Source organism: Senegalimassilia sp., from assembly GCF_977052095.1.
This window is the reverse complement of sequence record NZ_CDRSTZ010000003.1, coordinates 81,771-94,624: the sequence shown is the minus strand read 5'-3', so window position 1 is coordinate 94,624 and position 12,854 is coordinate 81,771. Positions and strand designations below refer to the sequence as shown.

Sequence of the window (12,854 nt, the reverse complement as noted above, 5' to 3'; positions counted from 1 at the left end):
ATGCAGGAGGGCCCTTCCTCACCTGTCCCGCACGTGGGACTATGTCAACGGTGGTTTAACATAGAGTATCAAACAAACCTGGACCTTCATTTTCCCAGGTCAAACGTTTGCACTGCATTTAGCTACCCAAAGCAATCCCAGCATCATTTCACTCCCAAAAGTCAAATGAAATTAAAGTTTTGGGAGTGAAACGATGGGTGTTTTGCACACGTGCCATTCGTAGTGAGACTGCCGCTGTGGGCACCCCGCACCTGCCGCCAAATCCCATGGCGTTGCTGTGAAATCCCCGACACGTTAACGCAGCCGGCCAACGCCCGCCGTATGCTCGCATGCCATGGAAACGCTATCGGCAATGCAAGGGTTTATCGTCATCGGGATCATCATCGGCATCGGCTACCTTGCCGCGCGCGCAAACGTCGGCGGTCCCACCGCGCAGATGGTGCTGCAGCGCTTCGCTTTCTTCGTTGCCACGCCGTGCCTGATGTTCACGCTTATCTCGAAGGAAAATCTGGCCGACGTGTTCACGTCTTCTATGGCCGTCGCGTTCGGCAGCGCGGTGATAACCGGCACCGCGTTCATGCTGCTCGCCCGCTTCGTATTCCGGCTTGACCTGGCCGATTCCACCGTGGGCACGCTGGTTTCCATGTACATGAACGCCAACAACATCGGCCTGCCGGTGGCCACGTACATCCTGGGCGACCCGGCCGCCGTCACGCCCATCGTGCTGATGCAGCAGGTCATCTTCACGCCGATGGCGCTCACGGCGCTTGACATTTCCACCACCGGGAAGTCCAGCTTCGCCGCCACGGCGAAACAGCTTGCTCACCAGCCGATTCTTATCGGGGTGCTTTGCGGCATAATCGTGTCGGCCGCAAGCGCTGGCACCGGGGTGTTTCTGGTGCCGCAATTTCTGTACGACCCGCTGAACATCGTCGGCCAAGCAGCCGTGCCCCTGATCCTGTGCGCGTTCGGCATGTCGCTGCGCGGAGCTCGCCCACTTGCCAACCGCGAAGGTCGCCAGGCCACCATCACGGCAGCCGCGCTGAAGAACGCGTTCATGCCGGCGGTGGCATTTGCCCTGGCCAGCGCCCTGGGATTCACCGGCCACGACCTGTACGCGTGCGTCGTGCTGGCCGCGCTGCCCTCCGCGCAAAACGTCTTCAACTACGCCGCGCGCTACAACGCCGGCACCACGTTCGCCCGCGACGGCGTACTGCTATCCACCATCTGCTCGCCAGTGTGCATCCTCGCGATCGCCCTGTTGCTGAGCTAGAAAAGGCAAAACGGCGACCGGCACCAGCGAAACCGCACGATCCCGACCTCTTCTAACGCTGGCACGCCCAGCACCGCCCACACCCAAACTCGATCGAGTTTGGGACTTGTTAGGCCGCCAACACGCACCCCCTCTATGCACACCACTCTGACCTGGGAAAATATGCGGCCGCCGTCCGCAAGGAGCCACACCACCAACGTTAAGTCCCAAACTCGAGCGAGTTTGCGCAACGAGGAACGACCCCGTTGCTGCACGATGCCAGAACCGCCCGCCACCTCTGTCACACCAAAAAATCGCTCATGTATGTGATTTAACTCGGTTAGGTGAAGTACAAGCTCCAGTCCTATTTACAGAACCCCAGGTCAAAAGGTTGCGTGTCAAACGGCTACTCAACTGATCGCCAACAAATCACATACATGAGCGACTTTTCGCAGCAAGCGCGCGTTTCGCCTGTTTGCTTGTCGAACAATCCGGTGGACGCTCGATGCGTTACGAACTTGTCAACGTTCGTCCAGACCAAACGCCTGCCGCTCGCCGCAGGACGCAAAACGGCCCCTTCCGCTTGGAGACATCCTGTTTGCAAGGGGGTTAGGGGAAGGAAGTCTCCAAGCGGAAGGGGGCGCCATAGGTGGTGGGCCGGAAGATGCGAAGGAACCCGGCGAGCCAGGCCTGGTTTTCAAGAAACCGGCGCGCCGCCGGAATCGCGAAACGGCCGATCAGCCGCCTGTTTCCGGCCAACCTAACAAGAGGACAGGGCGGTTTCAAGCGGTCATCGCAACATCGATCGATAGGAGATGGCCTACAATGGGATATGACAGCAAAACCAGGTACGAGGCGATAACGGCCGTCAGGGACAGATGTTCCCTCCGCCGGGCCGCCGCAAGGACAGGCGTCAGTGAGCAACGGGAATTGCCCGCCAGCCGCCGGTTTCCGTAGGGCGGAGCGAAAGCTCCGCCCCTTCTAGGCAGCGCCCGAAGAGCGCGCCACCATCTTCCAGGGAGCGTGGACGACTTAATATGGTGTCGCGCTTCGCGCTCTCTTGTTGGGACCGAGCTCTCGCTCGGCCCCACGAGGAGCGAATAGCAGGAGCCGGGCAGCAAAATCCAATCGTCTGCGAGTGGGACAAAGGGACTGTCCCTTTGTCCCACCCCCCGCTCCCTTTTGCGGGCCGGGCGTCGCCATCGGGGATTCCGAAGAGTCAGCGAGGGTGCCCCAGGTTGCCCTGTCGAACACGCCGGCGGCGTGTTCGATTCCTGCCTTCGCGCCCGAGCGGGCGCGCCCGGCTCAGCTGGGCTCGGCATTGGCCTTTCGGCCATGCCCGCGAAGCTGAAGGGCAAGATGGGGCGCATCGGGCGGCCGCAACGTCAGCCCCGTTCGCCGGCCGGCAGGCCAGCGGAACTCAGTAGAACATGAACACGCTCAGGCCCATGTTGTAGAAGGCCACGCGCAGGCAGATGGCGCCGGCGACACCTGCCACCACGGCCACGGCGCCGAACGTCTTCCAAACCGCCGCATCGCCCTTCTTGCGGGCAAGCACGCAGCACACCAGCGGCACCAGCGCGCCCACAACCACGGCGCCCAGCCACAGAAGCGGCGCCTGCCCGGCCGCCGTCGCAGCCGCATTCGCCATCTCCTTCGTGGGCACAGTGGGGTCGAAATAGTACCCCACCTGCGTAAACGCGCCGCCGCCCATCTGGATAACGGCCGCATACGCCACCGTGCACGCGGCGCCCACGGCAGAACCCACCACAGCCGGCAGGCCGCACACGTCAACCGCGTCGCCCTTCGCGGCCAGCACCACGGCGCACGTGGCGGGCCCCAAAATGCACGCGGCGCCCACGATCGACAGCACCTCAAGCACGCTATTCCACACCGGGCGCGCCGCCATCATGTACGAATGCGCGCACACCGCGGCCAGCACCACCGAAATCGCGATGGCAACCCACGCCATCCACTTCGGCACGGTGCCGCCGTCGGCCGACTTGCGCGCCATGGCGAAAAACGCCACGGCCACCACCACGAACACGACGATCGCGATCAGCTCCTGCGTAATGCCGCTGGTCAAGTGCCCGAAACCATTGAAGATGCGCTCCCAATGCTGCAGGTGGAAGAACACCGCCACGCCGGACGCCGCCAGAAGCACGCAGCTCAAAACCGTCAGCAGCTGCTGCGACTTCTTGCCCGCGCCCGCAAGCGCCAACACGCCCTGGCAGCCGAACACGCCGGCCGACCAGGCCACCAGCGTGGTGAACAAAATCAAAGGCCATTGCAATTCCATGCTACTCACCTTCCTTCACAGGCACCGCGGCGCGGGCGGCCGGCCCGCACCCGGCCGCGCAGGCGGCAACTGCCGCGTCGCCCGCGCAAGCCTTGGTGCCACTTTCCAGGCGCGCGCCCGCCCCCGCCGCACGGGAAAGCGGAACAATCACGCCAGTCACCGTCATTCCTGTCCCTGCCACTGCTCGTTGCGCAGGATGTACACGAACCCGGGGTCGTTGCCCACGTTCGGCAGGTGATACACCTCGGAGTCCTTGTACGGCTTCACCGGGTAGTCGCACCCCTCGCCCGTCACATCGCCCAGGCGGATGCGCGACTTGACCTGCGCGTCGTAGGACTTGTCGCCCTCAAGCGGCGCACCGGGCGCCTCGAAGCTCTCGATGCCCTTCTCCAGGTCGCCGAAGAAGCGCGCGCGCCCGCCGCACTGGCTGACGCACTGCGGCAGCTCGCCTTGGGCCACCTTCTGCTCGCACAGCGTGCACTTCTCCACCACGCGCTCTTCCTCGTTCAGATAGCGAACGCCATAAGGACAGGCCATCGCGCAGAACTGGCAGCCGATGCACTTCGACTTGTCGATCTGCACGGTGCCGTCGGCAAGCACGTGGCTGGCCTCGGTGGGGCACACCTGCACGCACGCGGGGTTCTTGCAGTGCTGGCACTGCACCGTCAGGAAGTACGTGTACACGTCGGGCCACTGGCCGCCTTCCTGACGCGGGTTCGGGCCGATGCGCAGCACCTTGTTCCAGTAGCTGCCGATGGGCACGTTGTTCACAACCTTGCAGCTGATGGAGCAGGCAAGGCAACCGACGCACTTGTTGAGGTCGGTCAGAATCGCGTAATGCGTCATGGTTTACTCCTCCCCCCTCGGGCTGTCGTAGTCGGGCAGCCAATCTTTCAGGCGCGGGTCGTCGCACGTGTGGATGATGGGCGTACCATCGTCGCCGCACGGCACGGGATTGCCGAACGGGGAATTCTCCGCCGTGGCCTTGTACACGCGCACCGGATAGGCGCGCAGGTTCGACGAGCCGCAGATGCGGTCCTGCGCATGGCGGTCGATCAGGCAGTTCACGCCGGAAAGCTTGAAGCCGTGATCGACCTGTTCAAGCTCGGGGTACCACCACTGGTGCTCCGCGTTCACCACGCCGGGCTCGATGCCGTAGTACAGGTCCACCACCTCGCGGATCTTATGCGTGAACGCCTCGGTGTACGGCGTCGCCTCGTACGCCGACTCGATCCACACCCAGTCGCCCTGCTCAAGCCCCAGGCGCTGCGCGTCGACGGGGTTCATCTCCAGGCGCGGCACGGGCCACTGCTCGCGGCACCACGGCAGCTGCCGGTGCTCGCTGTGGAAGTACGTGCCCTGGCGACGGCCCGTCGTCAGCAAAAACGCGTTGTCGTCGGTGTAGGAATCGGGTTCCTCGACGGGGCTGTGCGGCGCCTCCTTGAACAGCGGGAACACTTCCTTGTCGGAGAACTTTTCCTCCGAGTAGGCCATGTTCGGCGTCACGCCGCCGTTGTTCACACCGTTGACCAGCCACGATTCAAGCACCGTCGACCAAATCTCCTGCTTGTGCGTCGTGGTGTTCCAGCCCTGGCGCTGCTTGGGCGTGGGCGGGAAACCGCCGGAAATGTGCCCGTTGCCAATCTGGTAGCGACGGTAGATGCCCCAGTCCTCGCGCTTTTCCACCTTCGAGTCGAACCAGCCGTTCTTCTGGAACTCTTCCTTGAAATCGGCCCATTTCGGAATGCGGAAACCGGCAAGCGCAACCTCGTTGCACGCGTCGACGCACGCGTCGCCTTCCAGCCACTTCGCGCCGTGCTTCTCCTCGTCGAAGTACGGAATGCCGGCGGCCTTGTACAGCCCCACCACGATTTCCAGGTCGTTTTTCGCCTCGCCGGGCGGGTCGATGGCCTTCACCGTGGCGCCGAACGCGCCCGAAGAGCCCTGCGATTTGCGGATGCAATCGAGCTCCATCCAGTGCGCCGCCGGCATGACAATGTCGGCCACCATGTCCACCGTCGGCGTGTGCCACAGGTCGATGGAGCACCAGAAGTCCAGCTTGCACAGCTGCTCGGAGTTGTAGATGGAGTTGCCCTGGTTCATGAAGTCGCCCGTCTGGCCGATGCCGACGGTGACCGGATACGGGTCGCTGGTGTTGATGGCGTCGTAGATCGACGTGCAGTCCGCCCAGCCCGGGCCGCAGTCGCTGCCGATCATCGGGAAGCGCTCGGAGCCCAAGATCTTGCTGGAGTCGTACTTCGGGATCTCCTTCGAGTCGCCGATGCACATGGCCAGGTCGAAGTACGGCCAGCCCGGCGTGGAGCCGCGCATGCCGCCGGGCACGTCCATGTTGCCCGTGATGCCCGCCACCAGGTCGCAGGCGCGCTGGTTCTGCACGGAGTTGCACGCGTGCTCGGGCGCCAGCATGTACTGGATGCCGCCGTTGCCGTAGCCGGTGGACGGGTCGACGCGCGTAGCGTAGGCGATGGCCGCCTTCTTCAGCACGTCGGCGTCCACGCCCGTGATCTTCGACGCCTTCTCGGGCGTGTAGTCCTGCAGAAAGTCGATGTAGTGCTCCCACACGGTGCGCACATGCACCTTCGTGCCGTCCTTCAGCGTCACCTCATGTCCGCCCGATTCCGTGAACAGTGCCGGGTACAACCCATCGGGGAACGGCGTGTAGTCAAGTACGAAACCTTGCGTTTGCCCCGTGGCGTCCAGGCCGGGCTGCTTCGCCTCGCGGCCCTCGGTGGCCGGCTGCCAGTCTTCGCCTTCCCACCCGGGGTTGTCGGCCGTGGTGTCATAGTACGAAAGCTCGCCGGACAGCTCGTTGAGCACCATGAAGCGGCCCGAAGACCCGCCTTCCTTGATGTCGGATTCCTTCAGCAGGCGCGTCTTGATCTTCTTCGACTGCTGCGTCGAGGCGCACTCGGTGGGCTCGAACGACGCCTCTTCCACCACCAGCATGGGCGCGTTCATCCATTTGCGCACGTACATGTCGTCGATGAGGTCGTTCTCGATGATGACCTGGGCCCAGCAGTTCGCCACGGCGCCGTCGGTGCCGGGACGCAGGTTCACCCAGATGTCGGCTTCCTTGCCCAGGTTCGTCTGGCGCGGGTCCACGATGATGTGCGTATCGGCGCGCGTGGCCACGTCCACGGTGGTGCGGCAGCTGTCGTCGTAGTTCGAAAGCTCCGACGCGCCGCCCCACTGCACGAACACGTGCGGGCGCCCCACCACTTCCATCCAGCTGTACGCGTTCGATGCGTCAAGGCTGGTGGCGTAGAAGCGCGGGCCCTTGCAGATCTCGTTGGCCTGGATGCCGTTGGGGCTGCCGAAGCACGACTTCAGGCTGCCGTAGGGGCCCATGGCCCAGATGCGCGACGTGCCGCCCATGAAGATGCAGGTTTCCTTGCCGTATTTGTCCTGCTTCTCGCGGATGGTATCGGCCGTGGTCTTGTACGCCTCGTCCCAGGTGATGCGCTCCCACGCGGGGTCTTCGCCCTTCGCGCCCGTGCGGCGCAGCGGATAGCGCAGGCGCGTGGGATGGTAGGCCGCCTGCAGGCTGGCCTGGCCCTTCGCGCAGTGGTTGCCGGCCGACTGGAACGCGCTCTCGTCGCCTTCGGACTTGATGACGCGGCCGTCTTGCACGGTCACCCACACGCCGCATTCCATCTTGCCGCACCCGCGGCAGCACGAGCGGATGTGCTTGACCTCGCCCGCCGTCTGCGTTGCCGCCCCCTTGGTTTCGGCTAGGGCTTCTCCCTCGATTCCTGCCACGCCGAGCGCAGCGGCAGATACTGCCGCCATCTTCGTGAACGTCCGGCGCGTCATGTTGAACTTGCCCATTTCCTCCTCCTCTCGTCGGTTACGAAGATGCCTTCACGATATGTACACAACTGAAGAAAAGGTATCGAGCGCAGCGCGCATTTCGCCGTTGATGCGCATCGTGCGCTGCGCACGATGCCAGTTGACCTGGGAAAACGGCTAATTATTCACAAGATAGGATAGCTTGTTGGGAAACCGTTTCCTTGCGCCGCGCGGCCTGGATGCCCCTTAACGGGTACAATCAAACGCAAGATGCGCCCGCCGAAACCAAGGGGAAACGGGGAGTCGCCGCACTCGCGCATCGCTTTCTGCAACGCATGATCTAGGGGAGGGGCTCATGCAGCAAAACCACGTTCCAGCGGCCGCTGAGCTGATTGTCGGCGCAGCCCTCGGGTGCAACACGGCATGGGTGTCCATGGCGTTCAAAAGCCTGTCGCTGTACACGGGACTTGCCCAAAGCGAGGTGATTCTCGACACCGTCTACCTGGTGTCCATCGTGTGCGTGGCGCTGACGCTTGTCGTCGCCGGCGTGTACGACCAGGCAACCGAGCGGCTGCTTTCGCGCAAGGAAAGCATGTGGGCGCTGCCCGCCCTTGTTGCCGCAAGCACGCTTGCCATGCCGGCAAGCGCCGCGCTGCCCGACGGCGCGAGCGTTGTGGGCATGGTTGCCGCCAGCGCCGTGGCCGGCGTGGCGTCGGGGCTGTTCCTCATCCGCTTCGGCATCGCGTTCAGCCGGCTTTCCACCAGTTCGTGCGTTATCGGCGCGACAACGGGCACGGTGCTCGCGTCGCTGCTGTTCGCGCTGTTTTTGCTGTTCGACCGCCTTTCGGCCTGCGCCTTCGCCGCCAGCATGCCCGTGCTGGCCGGGCTGCTGCTGTCCTACGGCATGCACATGCTCGTCGACCAAGGCAAAGCCGAACCCGAAAGCGCCGGTGCACACGATGCGCAGGCGTGCGGTGGCTCTTCGCGCGGCAGCAAAAGCGAGCTTTTGCGCCTGACGGCCAAGCTAGCCGCAAGCTCGGTGCTGGTGGGGTTCTCCGCCGAGGTCGTGCGCACGCTGTACGTGCAAATGGGCGTGAAAGACCTTGGCGGCACAGCATATGCCCTGGTCGAAGGCGGAGGTGCATTTGCGGCCACCGTCATCGTCGTCGGCATCGCGCTGCTACTTGCCACGCTGAAAACGCCGCGCATGGCACGCAACATCTACCACTTCCTTATTCTGCTGCTGGTTGCCGGCGCGCTCATGCTGCTGGTGCCCGTCGTGTACGGGCAGCGCGCCGCGCTGGTGCCGCACGCGCTGAACTCCGCGTCGTACGCGTGCTTCGGCATGCTCATGTGGACGATCCTGGCCGGCGTGTGCAACCGCTGGCCGGCGCAGCGCGTGCGCACGTTCGCCCTCGTGCGCGCAGGTTGGGCGGCCGGCCCGCTGCTGGGACTGGTGGTCGGGCGGTTCGTGCTGCACGGCGTGGGCATCAGCATCGACAGCGCCATGCCCGTGATGATGGCCAGCGTCATCGCCATCCTTGCGGCCAGCGGCTTCGCGTTCTCCGAGACCGACCTCGTGCGCGCCATGGACCTGCTGCCCCTGCAACGCAAGCAGCACTTCCGCGAGAAATGCGCCAAAGTGGCCGCCGACTACGCGCTGTCCGAGCGCGAGCACGAGGTGATGGTGCTGCTGGCAAAAGGCCGCAACCTGCCGTTCATCCAGGAAGAGCTGCTGCTCTCGAAAAGCACCGTCAGCACGCACCGCCAGCACATCTACGCCAAACTTGACATCCACTCCCAACAAGAACTCATCAACCTGGTGCAAGAAACCCAAGCATAAAGCACAACGGACGGACCGCCCCACCCCAAGCGCCCTGCCAGCACCCCTGCTGTTCGCCCAGCTTGCTAACACCAAACCCGCCAGGTCTCCGCCCGCCGGCGACCCCGGCCCGTCAGCGCTCGGCCAGCTCAGCCGCCCGCCCCCGCAAGCCTCTGCCGTTCGCACCCCCGCACGAAACGCTTGTCGCATCGCCAAGTTCGTCTTGTCGGCCCAACCAGAAAATGCAAGTCTAGAATCAGAGGAATATCGGCATTCTTTCTCCCTTGCACCGCAAAGTTGCCCAAGTTTGGCACCTAGCAAAGCAAGCCTCGCAGGCGATCGACGTCACCAACGCAGTCGCTAACTTGGCACTTTCCCAAAAATCGCTCATGTATGTGATTTGTTGCCACTTACCAAAGTATTCTCAAAACAAGCAACCATCTGAACTGGAAAAACTCCGCCGCAAATTCGACAGCTACCTCCGAGCACGAATTAAATCACATACATGAGCGATTTTTGATTTCGAGCCGCCGTTTTCGCGAAAAAATGAGCGCTTCAGACCGGCACGACGGAAGGTCCAGCGGACGGCGAGCCGGCAAGCCCGATAGTCCAGCAGCCCGACGCGGCAACGCTCCCTACGCTAGTCGGCAAACACAGCATCCGTTTTCAGCAGGCTCACGCGGACGAAGCCACCAGTCGTTCACGTCATCTTCCTCACCCGCGCCGCCGCCGGCACGGCGTGGCAGGTGCGCCCCACCGCTCAGCCTCCACCGCGCAAATCCGGGACGCGCAGCCTGGGAGCGTAGGGTTCGCGGCCGAGGGGGGGGGCACGGGTCGTGCAATCCCGCAAGCATGAGAGTGCGCGACTCCAGTGGACGTGGATCGCGCGACGCTGGGAGCGCAGAGCGCGGCCGAAAGCATGGTTGCGTACTGTGTATGGGACACAAGTGCGCGACGTGCCCCCGCTGGGTCGTTGAAGCAGGTCGTTGCACCAGATTTAATGGGCATTCCACTACGATTGCCCCGTTAATGTAGGACAATCGTAAAGCTTAGAAAGGAAATCATGGGATTGTTCGGCTCACATAGCAAACGCAGCGAAAACAGCGCATCGCAGCTGTTCGAGGTCGCTTGCGCCCAAGCAGACCCGAACACCAGCTTCCTGTTGCGCGCAAGCGACCTGTACCCCGTCCACATCGCGCCAAGCTTCCAGCACGTGTTCGGCGTCGAGCCGGCGCGCCTGGTCGACGACGTCGAAACGCTTCTGCGCTTCGTGCCCGACGAGGACCGCGCGCGCATCAAACGCATCATCGGCACGTGGGACCGCACAACGCCGCTCACGCTCGACTCCGACTACCGCATGCCGAACGACGCCGCGGCCACCAAACACATCCGCGCCACGTTCACCTCGGTCGAGGGCGGCGAATACACCCTGGTCACGGCCACGGACGTCACCGACGAGCACGAAACCATCGAAACGGCGCGCAAGCAAGAGTCGCGCGCCATGAAAAATGCCCAGGAGCGCACGGACTTCATGAGCCAGATGAGCCACGAAATCCGCACGCCGCTCAACGGCATCAAGGGCATGATCGCGCTGGCGCAGGAGCATCACACGAAAGAAGAGCGCCTACTCGACGACCTGGCCCGCGCCACGAAGCTGTCCGACTACCTGTTGTCCCTGGTCAACGACGTGCTCGACATGAGCCGCCTCAACAGCGGCCACGTCGAGTTGGAAGCGTGCCCGTTCGACATCCGCCTGGTGGCCAACGAGCTGGTGGCCATGTTCGAGGCGCAGGCGCGCAAAAAAGGCATCGACTACCGCGTGGAAACCGAGGACTGCCACAGCATGTTCCTTATCGGCGACCGCATGCGCCTCAACCAAATCATCGTGAACTTCATCTCGAACGCGCTGAAGTTCACCAACGCCGGCGGCCACGTCACGGTCACGTTCCGCGAAATGTACCGCCGCGACGACGAAGTCAACTACATGATTCGCGTGCGCGACACCGGCAAGGGCATGGACCCGCGCTTCACCAGCCGCATCTTCGAGCCCTTCGAGCAGGAAGACCGCACCATCGCGCGACGCTACGGCGGCACGGGCCTGGGCATGGCCATCACCGGCGCACTCGTGGAGCTTATGCAGGGCGAAATCGTCGTGGACACCGAGCTGGGCCGCGGTACGGACTTCACCACGTACATCCCCTTCGGCCTGGCAACGCAGCAGCAAGCCGACGAGCTGGCCAGCGCGGGCGAAACGCTCGAGGCGTTCCACAGCAAGGAAAGCGACGCCACGCAGTACAACTTCGAAGGCAAGCACTTCCTTATGGCCGAAGACAACGACTTCAACGCCGAAATCGCCATCGAGCTTCTGGGCACGCTCGGCGTCACGGTCGACCACGCCAACGACGGCCCCGTGGTGGTGGACATGTTCGAGAAGGCGCCCGCGGGCACGTACGACGCCATCCTCATGGACATCCAAATGCCCACGTTCAACGGCTGGGAGGCAACGCGGCGCATCCGCGCGCTCGACAAAGACGACGCGAAAACGGTGCCCATCATCGCGCTGTCGGCGAACAACTATGTGGAAGACGCGCGGCAGTCGCGCGAGGCGGGCATGAACGGTCACACGGGCAAGCCCATCGAAATGGACGAACTGAAAGCACAGCTTGCGGCCGCAACCGCAGAATCCGCCTATCTAGGAGGGAAATAAATGATCGTCGAACAATCGAAGGCCATCGTCGCGGAAGGGAACAAGGCCCTTATCGGCAAGCAGGAAGTCGTAGAGCAGGCGCTTATGGCCATTTATGCCGGCGGCCACATCCTGCTTGAAGATGTCCCCGGCACGGGCAAAACCACGCTGGCCCTGGCGCTGTCGAAGTGCCTTGACCTGGACTACAAGCGTGTGCAGTTCACCCCCGACACCATGCCGTCGGACATCACGGGCTTCACCATGCTCAACCGCAAAACGGGCGAATTCAAGTTCAACTGGGGCGCCGTGAACTGCAACCTGCTGCTAGGCGACGAGATCAACCGCACCAGCGCCAAAACGCAATCGGCCCTGCTTGAGGTCATGGAAGAGCTGGCCATCACCGTCGACGGCGTCAGCCACCCCGTGCCCAAGCCGTTCATCTGCATCGCCACGGAAAACCCCGTGGGCTCGGCCGGCACGCAGCCTCTGCCCGACAGCCAGATCGACCGCTTCATGGTGCGCCTGTCCATCGGCTACCCCTCCACGGCCGACCAGGTCAACATCCTGAAGGCAAAGCGCTACGCTAACCCGCTTGACGACATCAAGGCGAAAATCAGCCGTGACAACCTGCTGGAAATCCAGAACTTCCTGGGCAACGTGCAGGTGGCCGACACCGTGCTCGACTACATCGTGCGCCTGTGCGAGCAAACGCGCGACATGGAGCTGGTGGAGCTGGGCGTCAGCCCCCGCGGCGTCATCGCGCTGACGCGCATGGCCCGCGCCTGCGCGCTTATCCGCGAGCGCAACTTCGTGTCGCCCGAGGACGTGCGCGAGGTGTTCAAGGCCACGTGCGCGCACCGTTTGGTGCTCAAGCCCCAGGCCCGCATCGAATCCGTCACCGCCGAGGACATCCTCGACCAGGTCATGGAAATCGTGCCCGCGCCCTCCATGGGCCAGGCCGTCGGCCGCGCCGCGCGCTAATAAG

General features: G+C 63.5%; 8 protein-coding genes. 4 read left to right on the top strand and 4 right to left on the bottom strand.

Annotation, left to right across the window (positions count from 1 at the left end):
• The first annotated feature begins 352 nt into the window (after positions 1-352).
• Positions 353-1,273 carry an AEC family transporter gene (locus tag ACWI6D_RS01385; RefSeq protein ID WP_449133395.1) on the top strand — a complete coding sequence of 307 codons (921 nt, stop codon included), beginning with the start codon at positions 353-355 and terminating at the stop codon, positions 1,271-1,273.
• 1,399 nt (positions 1,274-2,672) lie between these two features.
• Here the strand turns inward: ACWI6D_RS01385 and ACWI6D_RS01380 are convergent.
• The 4 genes from ACWI6D_RS01380 to ACWI6D_RS01365 are packed head-to-tail and all read right to left on the bottom strand — an operon-like array spanning position 2,673 to position 7,400.
• Positions 2,673-3,551 carry a dimethyl sulfoxide reductase anchor subunit family protein gene (locus ACWI6D_RS01380; protein ID WP_449133394.1) on the bottom strand — a complete coding sequence of 293 codons (879 nt, stop codon included), beginning with the start codon at positions 3,549-3,551 and terminating at the stop codon, positions 2,673-2,675.
• Between the two features lies 1 nt (position 3,552).
• Entirely contained in the window at positions 3,553-3,717 is a 165-nt protein-coding gene (locus tag ACWI6D_RS01375; protein WP_161566672.1) for a hypothetical protein, read from the bottom strand.
• Positions 3,714-4,397 (bottom strand): 4Fe-4S dicluster domain-containing protein, encoded by a 684-nt coding sequence (locus ACWI6D_RS01370; RefSeq protein ID WP_288284611.1) that lies wholly within the window; start codon positions 4,395-4,397, stop codon positions 3,714-3,716. The genes ACWI6D_RS01375 and ACWI6D_RS01370 overlap by 4 nt, the downstream gene beginning before the upstream one ends.
• 3 nt (positions 4,398-4,400) lie before the next feature.
• Entirely contained in the window at positions 4,401-7,400 is a 3,000-nt protein-coding gene (locus ACWI6D_RS01365) for a molybdopterin-containing oxidoreductase family protein (protein ID WP_449133393.1), read from the bottom strand.
• Positions 7,401-7,716: 316 nt separating this feature from the next.
• On the opposite strand from ACWI6D_RS01365, the gene ACWI6D_RS01360 reads away from it, so the two are divergent.
• The 3 genes from ACWI6D_RS01360 to ACWI6D_RS01350 all read left to right on the top strand — a co-directional run bounded on the left by ACWI6D_RS01360 (position 7,717) and on the right by ACWI6D_RS01350 (position 12,850).
• Positions 7,717-9,204, top strand: a complete 1,488-nt coding sequence (locus ACWI6D_RS01360) for a response regulator transcription factor (protein ID WP_449133392.1) — start codon at positions 7,717-7,719, stop codon at positions 9,202-9,204.
• A gap of 1,042 nt (positions 9,205-10,246) precedes the next feature.
• Entirely contained in the window at positions 10,247-11,890 is a 1,644-nt protein-coding gene (locus tag ACWI6D_RS01355; protein ID WP_449133391.1) for a hybrid sensor histidine kinase/response regulator, read from the top strand.
• Entirely contained in the window at positions 11,891-12,850 is a 960-nt protein-coding gene (locus ACWI6D_RS01350) for an AAA family ATPase (protein WP_449133390.1), read from the top strand.
• The last annotated feature ends 4 nt before the right edge of the window (positions 12,851-12,854 follow it).